The following is a 19669-nucleotide window of genomic DNA, read 5'->3' on the forward strand; positions in this document are numbered from 1 at the left end:
ACGCCCTTGAGGAGGCCCTCCCCCGTGACCCCCCGTCGCCCCACCCGCAACCCTGCCGCCCCGGCCACCAAGAAGGCCCCGGCCACCCCGGCCGTCAAGCAGACCCCGCTGGGGGATGCCACCGCCCTGCCGACGCCGCCGCCCGGCGCGACGCCCCGCCCCCGTACCGGCGGCGACGGCGCCCCCGCCGCACCACTGGACCCCGCCGACCGGGGGCGGCTGCTGGCGGGCGAGCACCACGACCCGCACGCCCTGCTGGGCGCCCACCCGGTCGGTGGCGGGATCGCCGTCCGGGCCCTGCGCCCGTGCGCGAAGAGCGTCGCCGTACTGGTGGACGGGGCGCGCACCGAGCTGCACGACGACGGTGACGGACTGTTCTCCGCCGTGCTGCCGCTGTCCGAGGTCCCGGCGTACACGCTCCAGGCGGTCTACGACTCCGGGGTCGTCGAGGCGGACGACCCGTACCGCTTCCTGCCCGCGCTCGGTGAGCTGGACCTGCACCTGATCGGCGAGGGCCGGCACGAGGAGCTGTGGAAGGCGCTCGGCGCCCACCCCATGACCCACCAGGACGTCGCCGGCACCCGCTTCACGGTGTGGGCGCCCAACGCGCGCGGGGTGCGGCTGGTCGGCGAGTTCAACTACTGGGACGCCGGCACCGGCCTGCCGCTGCGGTCGCTGGGCGGCACCGGGGTGTGGGAGCTGTTCGTCCCCGGACTGGGTGAGGGCGCGCTGTACAAGTTCGCCGTCACCGGGCCCGACGGCCACTGCTCGTTGCGCGCCGACCCGATGGCCCGCCGCACCCAGTGCCCGCCCGAGACGGCCTCCGTCGTCACCGCCTCCCACTACACGTGGCAGGACGACGACTGGATGGCGCACCGCGGTGACCGGCCGGTCCACGAGGCCCCCTTCTCCGTGTACGAGGTGCACCTGCCCTCCTGGCGCCCGGGGCTGACCTACCGGGAGCTGGCGAAGGAGCTGCCCGCGTACGTGAAGGAGCTGGGCTTCACCCATGTGGAGCTGATGCCGGTCGCCGAGCACCCCTACAGCCCGTCCTGGGGCTACCAGGTCACCGGTTTCTACGCGCCCACGGCCCGCCTCGGCACGCCCGACGACTTCAAGTTCTTCGTCGACGCCTGTCACCGGGCCGGGATCGGCGTGCTGGTCGACTGGGTGCCGGCGCACTTCCCCAAGGACGACTGGGCGCTGGCGCGGTTCGACGGCACGCCGCTGTACGAGCACCCCGACCCGCGGCGCGCGGAGCACCCCGACTGGGGCACCCTCGAGTTCGACTACGGCCGCACCGAGGTCCGCAACTTCCTCGTGGCGAACGCCGTCTACTGGTGCGAGGAGTTCCACATCGACGGCCTGCGGGTCGACGCGGTCGCCTCGATGCTGTACCTGGACTACTCCCGCGAGGGCGGCGAGTGGGTTCCCAACGAGCACGGCGGGCGGGAGAACTACGACGCGGTGGCCTTCCTCCAGGAGATGAACGCCACGGTCTACCGGCGCTGCCCGGGTGTGGTGACCATCGCCGAGGAGTCCACGGCCTGGGAGGGCGTCACCCGCCCCACCGACAGCGGTGGCCTGGGCTTCGGGCTGAAGTGGAACATGGGCTGGATGCACGACTCGCTGGTGTACGTCTCCAAGGAGCCGGTGCACCGCAAGTACCACCACAACGAGATGACGTTCTCGATGGTGTACGCGTACAGCGAGAACTACGTCCTGCCGATCTCGCACGACGAGGTGGTGCACGGCAAGCAGGCGCTGGTGACCAAGATGCCGGGCGACTGGTGGCAGCGGCGCGCCACCCAGCGCGCGTACCTGGGCTTCATGTGGGCCCACCCGGGCAAGCAACTGCTGTTCATGGGGCAGGAGTTCGCGCAGGGCGCGGAGTGGTCCCAGGAGCACGGCCCGGAGTGGTGGCTGACGGAGGACAGCTACCACTCGGCCGGTGACCACCGGGGGGTGCGGGACCTGGTCCGCGACCTCAACGCGGTGTACACGGCGACGCCCGCGCTGTGGGAGCGGGACACCGTCCCCGAGGGCTTCCAGTGGTCGCTGGGTGACGCCGCCGAGGACAACGTCTTCGCCTTCCTGCGGTACGACGCGCAGGGGGCTCCGCTGCTGGCGGTGAGCAACTTCTCGCCGGTGGTGCGTGACGACTACCGGCTGTGGGTGCCGGACCGGATCGCGGCGTGGGCGGAGGTCCTGAACACGGACGCGGTGGAGTACGGCGGCAGCGGCGTGCGCAACGCCGACCCGGTGAAGCCGGAGGGCGGGCACGTCCGGCTGACCCTGCCGCCGCTGGCGACGGTGTGGCTGAAGCCGGCCTGAGCACCACGGGCGCGGGCACGCGCTGCCGTACGGAATGGAGGCGGGGAAGGTCCCTGGGGACCTTCCCCGCCTCTCCGTCCGGGTCCCGCCGGTCTTCGGCCGGGACGACCGGTGCACGCCGCGCCGGCGTCCGACGCCGCCGTGCGCGCGCCGGACGCCGCGGACGAGCCGGACGCCGCGGACGAGCCGGACGGACACGAGGCGTTCCCGGGCCGGCGGCGGACGGGGCGCCGTGACGGCGCCCGGGGGGTGGCGCGGCCCGGCCGTCGTGGGGACGGCCGGATCGGGCGAGCACGGGCTCGTCCCCGCCCGCCCCGGAGGAGCCGGCCCGGCTCCGCCTCACCCGCTGAGGCGCACCACGCCCAGCCGCTGGGTGGCGCGGGTCAGCGCCACGTACAGGTCGTTGACACCGTTCGGGCCGCCGGACCTGATGCCGTCCGGGTCGGCGACGATCACCGTGTCGAATTCCAGGCCCTTCGCCTGCCGGGGCTCCAGCAGGACGACCGGCCGGGTGAGGTCGGGGTCCGGGCCGTGCGCGGCACCGGGCAGGGCGGCGCCGATGCCGGGAAGGCGCCCCGCCGGGGCGATGACGGCGAGCCGCCCCTCGGCGGGCCGCTCCCGGCGTACCGCGTCGGCCACCTCGGCCGCCAGATCGCCCGTGGTCCTCTCCCAGGGGGCCACGCCCGTGGAGCGCACCGAACGGGGCGGGACGAAATCCGGGTCCTCGGCGCGGCGTACCGCTGCCGCGACCTCCATGATCTCGGCGGGGGTGCGGTAGTTGACGCCGAGGCGTACGTGCTCGAAGCGGTCGCCGACGTACGGGCCGAGGATGTCCTGCCAGGAGCCGCAGCCGGCGGCGTCGCCGGTCTGAGCCGGGTCGCCGACGAGCGTCATGGAGCGGGTGGGGATCCGGCGCATCAGCAGTCGCCACGCCATGGCGGACAGTTCCTGCGCCTCGTCGACGATGACGTGCCCGAACGCCCAGGTGCGGTCGGCGGCGGCGCGCTCGGCGGCGCTGCGGTGGTCGGTCTCCTCGTGCCGTTCGGCGAAGCGTTCGGCGTCGATGATGTCGTGGGCGCCGAGCACCTCGGACTCCTCGTCCTCGAACTCGTACGTCCGGGAGGCGTAGCTGACGTCCAGCACGCCCTGGGCGTAGGAGATCCGGGCGCTGCGCTCGCGCTCGGCGGCGGCGCGGGCGGCGGAGTCGTCCTCGCCGAGGAGTTCGGCGGCCTCGTCGAGGAGAGGTACGTCGGCCTCGGTCCAGGGGCCCTCCGTCCTGCGGACGAACTCGGCCTCGCCGTCCGGGAGGTGACCGTCGGGTGCGGCGAGGAAGGCGGCCACCAGCTGCTGGGGGGTGAGGGTGGGCCACAGCTCCTCGATCGCGGCGTGGACGTGCGGGCTCGCGGCGATCTCCTTGCGCATCTGGGTGATGTCGGCCGGGTCGAGGAGGTTGGGTCCGCCGAACGGGTCGGCGCCGAGCCGTTCGGCGAGCTGGTCGGTGAGCGCGTCGATGATCCGGAAGGCGAAGCGCGGGCGGGCGAGGTTGTGGGGCAGTCCGGTGCCGCGGGCGTCCCAGCGGGCGTCCTCGGCCATGTTCCGGTCGAGCAGGAGGGTGCCGTAGTCGTCGTGGTCGATTTCGAGGGGCGCGTCGGTGGGCGGCACGGTCTGCCGGTCACGCAGGACCTGTGCGAGGACGGCGGCCATGCTCGCGCGCCCCTTGATCTCGGCGGCCTCGGGGGTGTCGGTGCCGGTGGCGCGGACACCGGGGAACAGCTCGCCCATGGTGGACAGCAGGACACCCGTCTCGCCCAGGGCGGGCAGGACTTCGCCGATGTAGCCGAGGAAGGCGGGATTGGGCCCGACGACGAGGACGGCACGGCGGGCCAGCTGCTCGCGGTACGCGTAGAGCAGGTACGCGGCGCGGTGCAGTGCGACGGCGGTCTTGCCGGTGCCGGGGCCGCCCTCGACGACGAGGACGCCCTGGTGCGGTGCGCGGATGATGCGGTCCTGCTCGGCCTGGATGGTCTGGACGATGTCGCTCATACGCCCGGTGCGGGCGGCGTCGAGCGCGGCGAGCAGGACCTCGTCGGCGTCGCGGTTCTCGTGTCCGGTGCGGGTGGTGTCGGTGAGGTCGAGGATCTCGTCGTGCAGGGCGGTGACCTCGCGCCCGTCGGTGGTGATGTGGCGCCGGCGGCGGAGCCCCATCGGCTCGTACCCGGTGGCGAGGTAGAACGGCCGGGCGACCTCGGCGCGCCAGTCGACGACGAGCGGGGTGCGTTCCTCGTCGTCCTCACGGATGCCGATACGCCCGATGTGGTGCTCGCGGCCGTCCCGGAATTCCAGCCGCCCGAAACACAGCCCGTTCTCCCCCGCGTCGAACGCGGCCAGCAGCCCGGACTGCTCGGCGACCAGCACATCTCGCTCGAGCCGCGCCTGGAACCCGGTCCCGACGCCCTTGAGGGCGGCCGCGACGGCGGTTTCGGCCTGGTCCCGCAGGTGGTCGAGTCGCGCGTAGAGCTCTGTGATGAATTGCTGCTCTTTCCGATATTCCTCGGTTGACAATCCGACTCCTGACGCGGTACAGTGCGTTTATTGAATTTCTGTGCGCGATTTTCCATGCCCGCACAGGAATATCTCAATATACGCGAGAAAACGCCCCGGTCGTCAATCGACCGGGGCGTTCTCTTTTTCCACGCCTTTTCGGGCCGGTGCGTCCTCCCGCCCCCGGAGGGGGCGGCCCGGACGCCTCGCCGACGCGCACGCGCGGACGCCGGCGGTCGAGCGTGGGCCGCCGGGTCTGTGACGTGCCGCCCCCCGGCGGCACGTCACAGACCCGGCGGTTGGCCGGCCTCAGACCGGGGCGGGCTCGCGGGCCTCGGCCCTCGCCTCCGTACGCGCCTTCCGCCCCGGCAGCAGGACCGCCACCAGGACCGTGCCGACGGCCAGGATCGCCGCACCGATCAGGCTGGTGTGGGCGACCGCGTCCGCGAAGGCCGAGCCGACGGCGTCGGTCATCCGGCGGGCCGCCTCGGCGAGTCCGGCCGCCTGCTCGGGCGGCGCCTGGGCGGCCCGTTCACCGATCCCGTGCGCCACGGCGTACCCGGCGCCGACCGAGTCCTGGGCGGTGGCCAGGGCCGAGGCGGGCAGGCCGCTGCCCTCGGTGGCGTCGGCGAGGTGCGAGGAGTACGAGGAGGCCAGCACCGACCCCAGCAGGGCGATACCCAGCGAGCCGCCCAGCTCCAGCGACGTGTCGTTGACCGCCCCGCCGACGCCGAGCTCGGACTCGGGGAACGCGCCCATGATGGCGTCGGTGCAGGGCGACAGGGCGAGACCGATCGCGACACCCAGGACGATCAGCGGGGCGACGAAGTCCCCGTACGCGGAGGACGCGTCCACCCGTGTCAGCAGGGCGAGGGCCAGCGTGCCGAGGGCCATGCCCGCCGTGACGGTGGCCCTCATGCCCAGCCGCGGGGTGAGGAAGCCGGTCAGCGCCGAGCCGACGAACACCGCGCCGGCCAGCGGCAGCATCCGCACGCCCGTGTCGAACGGGTCGTACCCGAGCACGAACTGCAGGTGCTGGGTGAGGTAGTAGAAGGCACCGAAGACGGCGAGGAAGAAGAGCGCGACGGCCAGGTTGGAGCCGGCGAAGCCGCGGTCGAGGAAGCGGCGGACGTCCAGCACCGGGCGCGGGTGGCGCAACTCCCAGGCGACGAAGGCGACGAGTCCGGCGCCCGCGACGACCGCCGCCCCGACGGCCTTGGCGTCCCAGCCGAAGTGCGGACCCTGGATGATCATGTAGACGAGCGCGCCGGTCCAGACGACGGAGAGGAGCCCGCCGACGTAGTCGATGCGCCCGTGCCGGGCCGCCTTCGACGGCGGTACGAGGGCGAACGCGCCGACGATCGCGAGCGCGGCGACCGGGACGTTTATCAGGAACGTGGACGCCCAGCCGTGGTTCTCCAGGAGCGCGCCCGCGACCAGCGGTCCGGCGGCGATGGCGAGACCGGCGGTGGCCGTCCACAGGACGATCGCCTTGGCCCGCTCCGTACGGGGGAACGTCGCGGCGAGCAGGGAGAGAGTGGCCGGCATGATCATCGCGGCGCCGACACCCATGACCGCCCGGGCGGCGATGACCCCGGCGGAGGAGTCGACGAGCGATCCGGCGACCGAGCCCGCGCCGAAGACGACCAGCCCGAGGACGAGCGCGCCGCGCCGGCTGTACTTGTCGCCGATCGCGCCGAGCAGCAGCATCAGCGCCGCGTACGGGACGGTGTAGCCGTCGATGACCCACTGGAGGTCGGAGCTGGTCAGCCCGAGGTCCTGGGTCATGTCGGGCGCGGCGACGGTGAGGGCGGTGTTCGCCATCACGATGATCAACAGGCTCAGGCACAGGACGAGCAGTGCCCACCAGCGCTTCGCGTACGGCCGCTCCATCCTCTCCACCGGCTCGTTCATGACGAGACGCATGGCTCGTTCCACCCTTCCGACGACACTCTCTTGCACAGCAGTGTGCAATTACACAATGCTGTGCAAGTTACGCCACTGCACAGACTTGTGCAAAATGAGGGCGTGACTTCTGGACGAGCCGATGCCAACCGGCGCCGCATCGAGCAGGTGGCCCTCACCGAGCTGCTGCGCGACCCGGACGCCTCCATGGACCAGATCGCCCGCGCGGCCGGGGTCGTGCGCCGTACCGTCTACGGGCACTTCCCCAGCCGCGAGGCGCTGATCGCCGCCCTCGTGGACAGCGCGGTCGAATCGGTGGCCCGGGCGCACGCGAGCGGCCGGGAGGGCGTGGACGACCCGGCCGAGGCGCTGGCCAGGGCCACGCTCGCGGTGTGGGAGATCGCCGACCGCTACCGGCTCCTGGTGGCCCTCGCCCAGCGCAGCGTCACGATGGAGGGCATCCGGGAGCGGCTGACCCCGGTGCGCGAGGCCTGCGCGGCGGTGCTGCGACGAGGTCTGGAGGAGGGCGTGTTCACCTCCCCGCTGCCTGCCGCCGCCCTGGCGTACGTGCACGAGCAGGTGCTGTTCGGGCTGATGGAGGCGGTCAACGCGGGCGCCCTCGCGGCGGACCGGGCCGGCCGGTCCGCCGCGGAGACGATGCTGATCTCGGCGGGGATGTCGGCGGAACGGGCGACCGGGCTGGTGGGGTCGCTGGCGGCCTGAGGCCGGCGGCCCGGCCCGGACCGGGCGTCCGCCGCCGCCTCCCTGGCCCGCTCGCGCCGCGGGAGGCCGCCGGCCCTCGCCCGGGCGGCCTCCTTGGCCGTGCCGCGCGGTCCGTCGCCCCTGCGCGTCAGACCTTGACCGGCTCGCGCGGCTCGGGGAGGTCGTCCGCGTCGCCGGCCTCCGGAGCGTGGTCGTCGACCAGGGTCTTCTCGTCGAACGGCACCCTGCCGGCGAGGACTTCGGCGACCCGGGCCCGGTCGATCTCCTTGGTCCAGGTACCGACGAGGACGGTGGCGACCGCGTTGCCCGCGAAGTTGGTCAGCGCACGGGCCTCGCTCATGAAGCGGTCGATGCCGACGATCAGACCGACCCCGTCGACCAGTTCGGGACGGTGCGACTGGAGGCCGCCGGCCAGCGTGGCCAGGCCCGCGCCGGTCACACCGGCCGCGCCCTTCGAAGCGATGATCATGAAGACCAGGAGCGAGATCTGCTCACCGACCGAGAGCGGGTTGCCCATCGCCTCGGCGACGAAGAGGGACGCCATCGTCAGGTAGATCGCGGTGCCGTCCAGGTTGAAGGAGTAGCCGGTCGGCACGGTGATGCCGACGACGGGCTTGCTCACACCCAGGTGCTCCATCTTCGCGATCAGGCGCGGCAGCGCGGACTCGGAGGATGAGGTGGAGAGGATCAGCAGGAACTCCCGCCCCAGGTACTTCAGCAGCGTCAGGATGTTCACGCCCGCCACCAGCCGCAGCAGGGCGCCGAGGACGACGAAGACGAAGAGGGCGCAGGTGAGGTAGAAACCGATCATGATGACGGCGAGCGACTTCAGCGCGTCGAGACCGGTCTCGCCCACCACGGCGGCGATGGCGCCGAACGCGCCCACCGGGGCGGCCCACATGATCATCGCGAGGATCCGGAAGACCAGGCGCTGGATGTGTCCGATGCCGCGCAGCACCGGCTCGCCGGACTTGCCCATGGCTTGCAGGGCGAAGCCCGCGAGCAGCGCCACCAGCAGCGTCTGGAGGACCTCGCCCTCGGTGAAGGCGGAGACCAGGGTCTTGGGGATGATCCCGAGGAGGAAGTCGACGGTGCCCTCACTGGCACCGGACGCCTGCTTCTCGCCCGCGGCGGCGGCCTCGTCCGTGAGGCGCAGGGTCGCGCCCGGCTCCAGCAGGTTGCCGACGACCAGGCCGATGGCGAGGGCCACGGTCGACATGACCATGAAGTAGCCCAGGGCCAGCCCGCCGACCGCGCCGACCTTGGCGGCCTTGCGGACCGAGCCGACGCCCAGCACGATCGTGCAGAAGATGATCGGCGAGATCATCATCTTGATCAGGTTCACGAAGCCCGTACCCAGCGGCTTCAGTTCGACGGCCACCCCGGGGGCGGCGAAGCCCACGGCGATGCCGAGCACGACCGCCGCGATGACGGCCAGATACAGATAGTGGGTACGGTCCCGTCGTGCGGCCACGGGGTCCTCCTCGGTGAGTCGCTCCACTGTCCCTGTGGATCCCCGAGACCATCTCTCACCCGGTGACGGCGGTCACCGTTGCGTTCCTTTCGTTCACGTGTTTCCGGACAGGCAGACTTGGCCCATGCGCATCTCGCACACCCGCCCCCGCAGCCTCGCCGGCCAGCTCTTCGCGATGCAGGTCGTGCTGGTCGCCGCCATCGTGGCGGGGTGCGCGCTGTTCGCGTACGCGGACGACCGCGGCCAGGCCGAGGAGACCGCGCGTCGGCAGACGACGGCGACCGCGACGGCGGTCGCCCGCTCCCCCGCGGTCGTGGCGGCGGCCCGCTCGGAGGATCCGACCGCCGCCCTCCAGCCGTACGCCGTCTCCCTCGTCGGCGAGCCGGGGGTGACCTTCGTGACGATCATGGCTCCGGACGGGACGCGCTGGACGCACCCCGAGCCGGAGCGGATCGGCCAGAAGTACCTGGGGCACATCGAGGAGGCGCGGCGGGGCCGGATCTTCTCGGAGACGTACCGGGGAACGCTGGGGCGCTCGGTGCGGACGGTCGCGCCGGTGCACGACCGCGGCCGGGTGGTCGCCCTCGTCAGCGCGGGCATCACCGTCGACCGGATCAGCGCGCAGTTGCGGGGGCAGGTGACCGCCCTGCTCGGGATGGCGGGCGCGGCGCTGGCCCTCGGCGGAGCGGGGACGTACGTGATCAACGCGCGGCTGCGGCGGCACACGCACGGGATGAACGCCGCGGAGCTGAGCCGGATGCACGACTACCACGAGGCCGCGTTGCACGCGGTGCGCGAGGGCCTGGTGATGCTGGACGGCCGGCGGCGGATCGCGCTGATCAACGACGGGGCGCGGGAGCTGCTGGGTCTGGGCGAGGAGGCGGTGGGCGCCCCGGTCGCCGGGCTCGGCCTGCCGCCGTCGCTCACCGGCGCGCTGCTCTGTGCCGAGCCGCGGGTGGACGAGCTGCACCTGACGGCCGACCGCGTGCTGGTGGTCTCCACCCGGCCGGTGGTGGGCGGGGAGCGGCGCGGGACGGTGGTGACGCTGCGGGACCACACGGAGTTGCAGGCGCTGTCGGGCGAGCTGGACTCGGAGCGCGGGTTCACCCAGGCGCTGCGGTCACAGGCCCATGAGGCGGCGAACCGGCTGCACACGGTCGTGTCACTGATCGAACTGGGGCGTGTGCAGGAGGCGGTGGAGTTCGCGACGGCCGAACTGGAGCTGGCGCAGGCGCTGACGGACCGGGTGGTCGACGCGGTCGGCGAGCCGGTACTGGCCGCCCTGCTGCTGGGCAAGGCGGCCCGGGCGAACGAGCGGGGTGTGGAGCTGGTGCTGACGGAGGACAGCCGGATGGACGACGGTGTCCTGCCGCCGTCGCTCCCGGCGCGTGACCTGGTGACGATCCTGGGCAACCTGATCGACAACGCCCTGGAGGCCGCCCAGGGCAGCCCGGTGGCGCGTGTCATGGTGACCGCGCGGGCGGACGAGGACGCCGGCGAGCTGCTGTTGCGGGTCGCCGACTCCGGCCCCGGCGTCGGCCCGGCCGACCACGAGGCCGTCTTCGAAAGCGGGTGGTCCACCCGTGGCCCGGGCCGGGGCCTGGGGCTCGCCCTCGTCCGTCAGGCAGCGCACCGGGCGCGGGGCGCCGTCGAGCTGGGCCACGGCCCGGACGGCGGTGCGGAGTTCACCGTCCGCCTGCCCCTGGGCCCGGCCGGGGCGGCGGGCGCGCGGGTTTCGGCGGGCGGCGCCGGGCGGGGCGTGGGGGTGGCGTCGTGACGGCGAGACCCGGGCCGGCCATCAGGGTCCTGGTGGTGGAGGACGACCCCGTCGCGGCGGACGCCCACGCCCTGTACGCGGGCCGGGTGGCGGGCTTCGCCGTCGTCGGGGTGGCCCACTCGCGGGCCGCCGCGGTACGGCTGCTGGAGCGGACGGCCGTCGACCTGATCCTCCTCGACCTGTACCTGCCGGACGGGCACGGTCTGCACCTGTTGCGGTCGCTGCGGGCCGCCGGCCACCACGCCGACGTCATCGCGGTCACCTCCGCCCGCGACCTGGCGATCGTCCGCGAGGGCGTCTCGCTCGGCGTGGTCCAGTACGTGCTGAAGCCGTTCACCTTCGCCACCCTGCGCGACCGCCTCACCCGGTACGCCGAGTTCCGCGCGGCCGCCGGGGAGGCGTCGGGCCAGGACGAGGTGGACCGGGCGCTCGCCGCGCTGCGCACACCACAGCCCGCCGCCCTTCCCAAGGGGCTCAGCGCGCCCACGCTGGCCGCCGTGACCCGTACCCTCCGCGCTGCGGACACCGGGCTCACGGCCACCGAGGCCGGGACGGCGGTCGGCATCTCGCGGATCACCGCCCGGCGCTACCTGGAGCACCTCGTCACCTCCGGACGGGCCGAACGCAGCCCGCAGTACGGCCAGGTGGGGCGCCCGGAGCTGCAGTACCGCTGGGTGCCGTCCACGCCGGGGACAGGGTAAATTACCGCCAGGTAGGGCAGGAGCGGCACTTCTGGACGTTCCTACGACATTTGGCCTTGGGTGAACCCACGGTAGCCAGGAGTCACCCTCTGCTCCTACGGTGTGCGGCGTGCACCCCTCTTCCCCGTCCCCCCCGTTCAACGCCCTCGCCGCGCGCCGCCTGCGTGAGGCGCTGGGAATGGCCCCCGCGCACGTCGCCTACGGCCTGCGCGCCCAGTACGGCCTCGGCGTGCCGCCCGAGACGGTCATCGCGTGGGAACGTGGCGTCGCCGCTCCCGACGCGCGCGAGCTCACCGCCCTCGCCGGTGTCCTGTGGTGCTCGCCCGGCGAGCTGCTGGCCGCCGCGACGACGCTGCGCGAGCACCGCATGGCGCGGGCCATCGCGCCCGAGGACCTCGCCCGCCGCGTCGGCCTGGACCCCAAGGCGTACCTCCGCATGGAGGAGTCCGGCCGCTGGCGCGGCAACGAGCGCCAGACCGCCGCTCTCGCCGAGGCGCTGTCCCTCGGCCCGCGGGAGCTCATCACGGCGACCGGCCGGGACCAGGAGCTGGCGGACCTGCTGCGCAGCGCGGCGACGACGCGCTGGCAGGCGTACGTCAAACCGGCGGCGAAGCTGCTGCCGATGGACCGCCGCCACCTGGAGGACGTGCTCCAGCAGCTGTACGCCGACTACCAGTCGCGGATGGTGGCGACGAACAGCTGGGGTTCCGGCGTGACCGGCGACAGCGGCGGCGAGGCGGGCCGGGAGTACCTGGCTCGGGTGGTGGAGCACTTCTGGGAGCTGGCCCGGCTGTGACGTCCTACTCCCGGCGCCGGTCGAAGCTGAAGAGCTGCCCCGCGCCGGTGTCGTCGCACGGCCGTTGGACGACGTCCGTCCACGGCTCGGACGAGCCGTCCCGTACCTCCAGGCACAGCCCCGAGTGCGCCGACCGGATGCGGTGGCCCCCGCCGGGACCGGCGAAGGTCTCTATACGGAACGTCTCGCGCGGCCCCCGCCTGCCGCACTCCTGGTCCACCAGGGGCGCCCCGTCCTGCTCGGCGGCCTCCACGGGGAAACCGGCACAACCGGTCCCCGCGCCGGGGCGGTCCGAGTGGAGCCGCCACAGGCCGCCGGCCAGCGGTACGAGGGAGTAGCGCGGCACCTCCGCCCCGCCGCACGCCACTTGGTACACCCGCCCGCTCTCCCGCCCCCGCCGCTCGTCGAGGCAGAGGCCCGAGTGCACGGCCCGTATCCGTACGGGCCCCGCGGACGGCGCGGTCACCCCGGCGCCCGTCACGCGGTGCCCGGGATCGTCACCGCGCACGAACGTCACGACCGTGAAGGCGGCGACCACGAGCGCGAGGACGGCCGGCACCGGTACGGCCAGGCGCCGCCACGGGGACGCTCCGGAGGCGGCGGACGCGCCGCCACCGCCGCTGCCACCACCCCCGCGACCTCCGCTGCCGTCGCCCCCACCGGCGGCCTCGGCCGCAGCGGCCTCCCCGGCGGGCGCCATGCCCGGCGCCGACGCGGGCCCGGCGCGCTGCGAGGCACCCGGCCAGGAGAGGACCTGCCCGCCCGTACCGCCGTGGCGGCCCCGTACCGCCAGTTCCTCGCGCACGGCGAGCCAGTGCTCCAGCGCCTCGGGACCGGCGCCGCACGCGCGGACGAACGCCTGGAGCAGGTCCTCGCCCGGCACCGTGGAGCCGGCGAGCATGTTCGCGACGGAGGAGCGGGGCAGGACGTCACCGGCCGCCTCCGCGCGGGCCGCCAGCTCCCCGCAGGTCAGGCCCGACCAGTCCATGAGCGCCTGGAGCCGCGCGACGAACCCCGCCGAGTCACGCACCGCGCGGGGGTCGGGGGCCTGCTCCCCGTCGGCCATGCGCCCTCCCTCGGGCCGTTCCTCCCACACCCCCATGCCCCGCGCCGAAGCGGAGTGCGGGGGCATGTCCCGGTCACTCGTAAGCCTGGTCGATTCCGCGACCCGGCTCAAGAGGGGAAAACGGCCTTGATCGCCTACGGGGAGGCGATCAAGGCCGTGGGGAGAACGGGGAGGAACGGCGTCAGAAGACCGACTCCGCCTCGTACATCCGGCTCGCCGGCACCGTCTTCAGCCGGGTGACCGCCTCCGCGAGCGGCACCATCACGACATCGGTCCCCCGCAGCGCCGTCATGTTGCCGAACTCGCCGCGGTGGGCCGCTTCGACCGCGTGCCAGCCGAAGCGGGTCGCGAGGACCCGGTCGTAGGCGGTCGGCACGCCGCCCCGCTGGACGTGGCCGAGGATGACCGGGCGGGCCTCCTTGCCGAGCCGCTTCTCCAGCTCCGCGGCGAGCCGGTTGCCGATGCCCTGGAAGCGCTCGTGGCCGAACTGGTCGATGGCGCCCTTGGCGTACTCCATCGAACCCTCCGCCGGATGCGCGCCCTCCGCGACACAGATGACGGCGAACTTCTTGCCGCGCGCGAACCGCTCCTCCACCATCTTCACCAGGTCGTCGACCTCGAAGGGCCGCTCGGGCAGGCAGATGCCGTGCGCGCCGCCCGCCATGCCGGACTCCAGCGCGATCCACCCGGCGTGCCGGCCCATCACCTCCACGACCATCACCCGCTGGTGGGACTCGGCGGTGGTCTTCAGACGGTCTATGGCCTCCGTCGCCACCATCACGGCCGTGTCGAACCCGAAGGTGCGGTCGGTGGAGGAGATGTCGTTGTCGATGGTCTTCGGTACGCCGACCACGGGCATCCCGGCGTCCGACAGCATCCGGGCGGCGGTCAGCGTGCCCTCGCCGCCGATGGGGATGAGGACGTCGACGCCGTACCGCCGCTGCAACTCGTCGCAGTTCTCGGCGGCCTCCTGCAGCCGCGCGCGCTCCAGGCGGGCGGAGCCGAGAATGGTGCCGCCACGGGCGAGGATGCCGCTGACCGCGTTCAGGTCGAGAGGACGGTAGTGACCGTCGAGCAGACCTTTGAACCCGTCCTCGAAGCCGATCACCTCGTCGCCGTGGCCGGTCATGGCACGGTGCACGACCGACCGGATCACTGCGTTCAGGCCGGGGCAGTCGCCGCCTGCGGTGAGAACTCCGATGCGCATCGTGCCGTGTCTCCTGCTCGGTAGTGGTACGGGGGGCCCTTACCGAATTGTCCCACGGCGGGCGTCCCGCCCGCGCTCACGCCGCCCGTCCGGAAGTGCCCTCCGCGCCCGGGTTCCCCCGTCCCCGCAGGCCGGACGCCCCGTGGGCGCCCTACCCAGCGGCAGAGGTATTGTCAAGAGGGTATTGCCACCCTTGCAGGGTATTTTTGTTCACACCTTTGTTCGACTACGACCTTCTACCTTCGACAGGAGAGCTTGCGTGGCGCGCAGCGTGTACGTGACCGGGATCGACCGCGGGGACGGCCGGCAGGTCGTGGAGCTGGGAGTCATGGAGCTCCTGACCCGCCAGGTGGACCGCGTGGGGGTGTTCCGGCCGCTGGTGCACGACGGCCCCGACCGCCTCTTCGACCTGCTGCGGGTGCGCTACCGGCTCTCCCAGGACCCCGCCACCGTGTACGGCATGGACTACCAGGAGGCGTCCGCCCTCCAGGCCGAGAAGGGCACGGACGAGCTGGTCGCGCAGCTGGTCGAGCGGTTCCACCGGGTGGCGCGGGAGTACGAGGTCGTGCTGGTGCTCGGCACCGACTTCCACGCCACCCAGCTGCCCGAGGAGCTGGCGGTGAACGCCCGGCTCGCCAACGAGTTCGGCGCCTCGGTGATACCCGTGGTCGGCGGCAAGGGCCAGAGCGCCGAGGCCGTCCGCGCCGAGACGCGCAACGCGTTCCGGGCCTACGAGAGCCTCGGCTGCGACGTCCTCGCCATGGTCGCCAACCGGGTGGCGCCCGAGGACCGCGACGTCATCGCCGAGCGTCTCGCCGCCCGGCTGCCCGTCCCCTGCTACGTGCTCCCCGACGAGCCGGCGCTGTCCGCGCCCACGGTCGCTCAGATCACCCAGGCGCTGGGCGCCGAGGTGGTGCTGGGCGACGACTCCGGACTGGCGCGCGACGCCCTGGACTTCGTCTTCGGCGGCGCCCTGCTGCCGAACTTCCTCAACGCCCTGACCCCCGGCTGCCTGGTCGTCACCCCGGGCGACCGCGCCGACCTGGTGGTGGGTGCGCTGGCCGCCCACTCGGCCGGGACGCCGCCGATCGCGGGCGTCCTGCTGACCCTGAACGAACGGCCGAGCCGGGAGATCCTCACCCTCGCCGGCCGGCTCGCCCCGGGCACACCGGTGATCTCGGTGAGCGGCAACAGCTTCCCGACGGCGGCCGAGCTGTTCTCGCTGGAGGGCAAGATGAACGCGGCGACGCCCCGGAAGGCGGAGACCGCACTCGGGCTCTTCGAGCGGCACGTGGACACGGGCGACCTGCTGAAGCGGGTCTCGGTGGCGCGCACCGGCCGGGTCACGCCGATGATGTTCGAGCACGACCTGCTGGAGCAGGCGCGGGCGGACCGGCGCCGGGTGGTGCTGCCGGAGGGCGAGGAGGAGCGGGTGCTGCGCGCCGCCGACGTCCTCGTACGCCGTGACGTGTGCGAACTGACGCTGCTGGGTGACGGCGAGGTGATCCGGAAGAAGGCCGCCGACCTCGGCATCGACCTCAAGGACACCCGGCTGATCGACCCGTCGACGAGCGACATGCGTCAGCGGTTCGCCGAGCGGTACGCCGAGCTGCGGGCCCACAAGGGCGTCAGCGTGGAGCTGGCGTACGACGTGGTGTCGGACGTCAACTACTTCGGCACGCTGATGGTGCAGGAGGGCCTGGCCGACGGCATGGTGTCGGGCTCGGTGCACTCCACGGCGGCCACCATCCGCCCCGCGTTCGAGATCATCAAGACCAAGCGGGAGGCGTCGATCGTCTCCTCCGTCTTCTTCATGTGCCTGGCCGACCGGGTGCTGGTGTACGGGGACTGCGCGGTCAACCCGGACCCGAACGCGGAGCAGCTCGCCGACATCGCCGTCCAGTCGGCGGCCACGGCCGCCCGGTTCGGTGTGGAGCCGCGGATCGCGATGCTGTCGTACTCGACCGGCACCTCGGGCTCCGGCGCGGACGTCGACAAGGTGCGCGAGGCGACGAAGCTGGTCCGCGAGGCGCACCCGGAGCTGAAGATCGAGGGCCCCATCCAGTACGACGCGGCCGTCGAGCCGTCCGTCGCGGCGACCAAGCTGCCGGGCTCGGAGGTGGCCGGCCAGGCGACGGTGCTGATCTTCCCGGACCTGAACACCGGCAACAACACCTACAAGGCCGTCCAGCGCTCGGCCGGCGCCGTGGCGGTCGGCCCGGTCCTCCAGGGCCTGCGCAAGCCGGTCAACGACCTGTCGCGCGGCGCGCTCGTCAGCGACATCGTGAACACCGTCGCGATCACCGCGATCCAGTCCCAGCCCACCGCGTCCGCATGACCGCCCGTACGGCAGAAAGCACCGAACCCATGAGCAACCCGACCCGGGTCCTCGTCCTCAACTCCGGCTCGTCGTCGGTGAAGTACCAGCTGCTCGACATGCGCGACGGCGCACGCCTGGCTGTCGGGCTCGTCGAGCGGATCGGCGAGGAGAGCTCCCGCCTGGTCCACACCCCGCTGACCGGCGGCGACCTCGACCCGCGGGAGCGTACGGCCCCGATCGCCGACCACGAGGCGGCGCTGAAGGCGGTCGCCGAGGAGCTGGCGGCGGACGGACTCGGCCTGGACTCGCCGGACCTGGCGGCGATCGGGCACCGGGTGGTCCACGGCGGCCTGCGGTTCTCGGCGCCCACCGTCATCACGGACGAGGTCCTCGCCGAGATCGAGCGCCTGATCCCGGTCGCGCCGCTGCACAACCCGGCGAACGTCACGGGCATCCGCACCGCCCGGGCACTGCGCCCGGACCTCCCCCAGGTGGCGGTGTTCGACACGGCGTTCCACACCACGATGCCGGAGCACGCGGCGCGGTACGCGATCGACGTCGAGACCGCCGACGCCCACCGGATCCGGCGCTACGGCTTCCACGGCACGTCGCACGCGTACGTCTCCCGCCGGGTCGCGGGACTGCTGGGCAAGGACCCGGCCGAGGTGAACGTGATCGTGCTGCACCTGGGCAACGGCGCCTCGGCGTCGGCGGTCGCGGGCGGCCGGTGCGTGGACACCTCGATGGGCCTGACCCCCTTGGAGGGGCTCGTGATGGGTACCCGCTCGGGCGACGTCGATCCGGCGGTCGTTTTCCACCTGGAGCGGGTGGCCGGAATGTCGACCGACGAGATCGATGTCCTGTTGAACAAGAAGAGCGGATTGGTGGGGCTTTGCGGCGACAATGACATGCGGGAGATCCGCCGGCGGATCGACGAGGGCGACGAGCGGGCGCGGCTCGCGTTCGACATTTACATCCACCGGTTGAAGAAGTACATCGGCGCCTATTACGCGGTGCTCGGCCGGGTGGACGCGGTGGTCTTCACGGCGGGGGTCGGTGAGAACGCGGCGCCGGTGCGGGAAGCTGCCGTCGCCGGCCTGGAGGAGCTGGGTCTGGCGGTGGACTCGGGCCTCAACGCGGTGCGCTCGGCGGAGCCCCGGCTGATCTCGCCGGAGTACGCGCGGGTGGCGGTCGCCGTGGTGCCGACGGACGAGGAGCTGGAAATCGCGCAGCAAACCTACTCGCTGGTCACTTCACCGGCCCATTGAGCCCCCACGATTGAGCGCCGGTCCGCCCATTTGTACATTCCACCAGACGGAATATTCCGCAGTGAAACAAACCGATAGGATCCGCCTTATGCGCCGTTCCAAAATCGTCTGCACACTGGGCCCCGCCGTCGACTCGTACGAGCAGCTGAAAGCTCTCATCGAGGCCGGTATGAACGTGGCCCGTTTCAACATGAGCCACGGATCCCACGCTGAGCACGAGGAGCGGTATCACCGTCTCCGTCAGGCCGCCGAGGACACCGGCCGCGCCGTGGGCGTCCTCGCCGACCTCCAGGGCCCCAAGATCCGTCTGGAAACGTTCGCCGAGGGACCGGTCGAGCTGGTCCGCGGGGACGAGTTCACCATCACCACCGAGGACGTCCCCGGTGACAAGTCCATCTGCGGCACCACGTACAAGGGCCTGCCCGCCGACGTCTCCAAGGGCGACCAGATCCTGATCAACGACGGCAACGTCGAGCTGCGCGTCATCGAGGTCGACGGCCAGCGCGTCAAGTCGATCGTCGTCGAGGGCGGGGTCATCTCCGACCACAAGGGCATCAACCTGCCGGGTGCCGCCGTGAACGTCCCGGCCCTGTCCGAGAAGGACATCGAGGACCTGCGCTTCGCCCTGCGGATGGGCTGCGACCTGGTCGCCCTGTCCTTCGTGCGCGACGCCGACGACGTCAAGGACGTCCACAAGGTGATGGACGAGGTCGGCCGCCGCGTGCCGGTCATCGCCAAGGTGGAGAAGCCGCAGGCCGTCGAGAACATGCAGGACGTCGTGATGGCGTTCGACGGCGTGATGGTGGCCCGTGGCGACCTGGCCGTCGAGTACCCGCTGGAGCGGGTGCCGATGGTGCAGAAGCGCCTCATCGAGATGTGCCGCCGCAACGCCAAGCCGGTGATCGTGGCGACCCAGATGATGGAGTCCATGATCACCAACTCGCGTCCGACCCGCGCCGAGGCGTCCGACGTCGCCAACGCGATCCTGGACGGCGCGGACGCGGTCATGCTGTCCGCCGAGTCCTCGGTGGGCGCCTACCCGATCGAGACCGTCAAGACGATGTCGAAGATCGTCGTGGCCGCGGAGGAGGAGCTCCTCTCCAAGGGCCTCCAGCCCCTGGTCCCCGGCAAGAAGCCCCGCACCCAGGGCGGCTCGGTCGCCCGCGCGGCCGCCGAGATCGCGGACTTCCTGGACGGCAAGGCCCTCATCGCCTTCACCAAGTCCGGTGACACCGCGCGCCGCCTCTCCCGCTACCGCGCGCAGCAGCCGATCCTCGCCTTCACGACGGAGGTCTCCACCCGCAACCAGCTCGCCCTGAGCTGGGGCGTCGAGTCCTTCGTGGTCCCCCATGTCGACAACACCGACGCGATGGTCGACCTCGTGGACGCGGAACTGCTGAAGCTCCAGCGCCACAACGAGGGCGACACCATGATCATCACCGCCGGCTCGCCCCCCGGCGTCCCCGGCACCACGAACATGGTCCGCGTCCACCACCTGGGCGGCCAGTCCGCCTCCTGACGGCCTCCCCATGCAAGGGGCCGCGCCTTCCGTACTTC

At 72.6% G+C, this 19669-nt stretch carries 13 protein-coding genes; 8 read left to right on the forward strand and 5 right to left on the reverse strand.

Annotated elements, in window-relative coordinates; translation table 11 throughout:
* The first annotated feature begins 24 nt into the window (after positions 1–24).
* A complete protein-coding gene (gene glgB / locus ABD347_RS21965) occupies positions 25–2334 on the forward strand; it encodes a 1,4-alpha-glucan branching enzyme (protein ID WP_344363959.1) in 2310 nt (769 codons plus the stop codon).
* A 339-nt stretch (positions 2335–2673) separates the two neighbouring features.
* On the opposite strand, the gene ABD347_RS21970 is transcribed toward glgB, so the two are convergent.
* Together ABD347_RS21970 and ABD347_RS21975 are read right to left on the reverse strand one after the other, a co-directional pair.
* Positions 2674–4896, reverse strand: coding sequence for a HelD family protein (locus tag ABD347_RS21970; protein ID WP_344363962.1), 2223 nt, complete (start codon positions 4894–4896; stop codon positions 2674–2676).
* Between the two features lie 288 nt (positions 4897–5184).
* Positions 5185–6801 (reverse strand): MFS transporter, encoded by a 1617-nt coding sequence (locus tag ABD347_RS21975; protein WP_344363964.1) that lies wholly within the window; start codon positions 6799–6801, stop codon positions 5185–5187.
* 102 nt (positions 6802–6903) lie between these two features.
* Here ABD347_RS21975 and ABD347_RS21980 point away from each other — a divergent pair, with 102 nt between their 5' ends.
* The gene (locus ABD347_RS21980) at positions 6904–7503 is read left to right on the forward strand and encodes a TetR/AcrR family transcriptional regulator (protein WP_344363967.1); all 600 of its coding nucleotides are present in this window, start codon (positions 6904–6906) and stop codon (positions 7501–7503) included.
* A 127-nt stretch (positions 7504–7630) separates the two neighbouring features.
* On the opposite strand, the gene ABD347_RS21985 is transcribed toward ABD347_RS21980, so the two are convergent.
* Entirely contained in the window at positions 7631–8977 is a 1347-nt protein-coding gene (locus ABD347_RS21985) for a cation:dicarboxylate symporter family transporter (RefSeq protein ID WP_344363970.1), read from the reverse strand.
* Between the two features lie 124 nt (positions 8978–9101).
* On the opposite strand from ABD347_RS21985, the gene ABD347_RS21990 reads away from it, so the two are divergent.
* From ABD347_RS21990 to ABD347_RS22000, 3 genes are all read left to right on the forward strand, one after another.
* A complete protein-coding gene (locus ABD347_RS21990) occupies positions 9102–10754 on the forward strand; it encodes a sensor histidine kinase (RefSeq protein WP_344363971.1) in 1653 nt (550 codons plus the stop codon).
* A complete protein-coding gene (locus ABD347_RS21995) occupies positions 10751–11455 on the forward strand; it encodes a response regulator (protein ID WP_344363974.1) in 705 nt (234 codons plus the stop codon). The genes ABD347_RS21990 and ABD347_RS21995 overlap by 4 nt, the downstream gene beginning before the upstream one ends.
* Positions 11456–11555: 100 nt before the next feature.
* Positions 11556–12251: a helix-turn-helix domain-containing protein gene (locus ABD347_RS22000; RefSeq protein ID WP_425575734.1), complete on the forward strand. Its 696-nt coding sequence runs from the start codon at positions 11556–11558 to the stop codon at positions 12249–12251.
* Between the two features lie 4 nt (positions 12252–12255).
* Here the strand turns inward: ABD347_RS22000 and ABD347_RS22005 are convergent, their stop codons facing one another.
* Together ABD347_RS22005 and ABD347_RS22010 are read right to left on the reverse strand one after the other, a co-directional pair.
* Positions 12256–13317, reverse strand: a complete 1062-nt coding sequence (locus ABD347_RS22005; RefSeq protein WP_344363976.1) for an RICIN domain-containing protein — start codon at positions 13315–13317, stop codon at positions 12256–12258.
* 181 nt (positions 13318–13498) lie between these two features.
* The gene (locus ABD347_RS22010) at positions 13499–14524 is read right to left on the reverse strand and encodes an ATP-dependent 6-phosphofructokinase (RefSeq protein WP_344363978.1); all 1026 of its coding nucleotides are present in this window, start codon (positions 14522–14524) and stop codon (positions 13499–13501) included.
* Between the two features lie 259 nt (positions 14525–14783).
* Between ABD347_RS22010 and pta the strand changes: the two genes are divergently transcribed.
* The 3 genes from pta to pyk all read left to right on the forward strand — a co-directional run bounded on the left by pta (position 14784) and on the right by pyk (position 19631).
* A complete protein-coding gene (pta, locus tag ABD347_RS22015; protein WP_344363979.1) occupies positions 14784–16862 on the forward strand; it encodes a phosphate acetyltransferase in 2079 nt (692 codons plus the stop codon).
* Between the two features lie 29 nt (positions 16863–16891).
* The gene (locus tag ABD347_RS22020; RefSeq protein ID WP_344363982.1) at positions 16892–18112 is read left to right on the forward strand and encodes an acetate kinase; all 1221 of its coding nucleotides are present in this window, start codon (positions 16892–16894) and stop codon (positions 18110–18112) included.
* A gap of 88 nt (positions 18113–18200) precedes the next feature.
* Positions 18201–19631: a pyruvate kinase gene (gene pyk, locus ABD347_RS22025; protein ID WP_344363984.1), complete on the forward strand. Its 1431-nt coding sequence runs from the start codon at positions 18201–18203 to the stop codon at positions 19629–19631.
* Positions 19632–19669 lie beyond the last annotated feature (38 nt).

The sequence above is a fragment of the Streptomyces gobitricini genome (assembly GCF_039532985.1).
In the GTDB taxonomy this organism is placed as follows: Bacteria; Actinomycetota; Actinomycetes; order Streptomycetales; family Streptomycetaceae; genus Streptomyces; species Streptomyces gobitricini.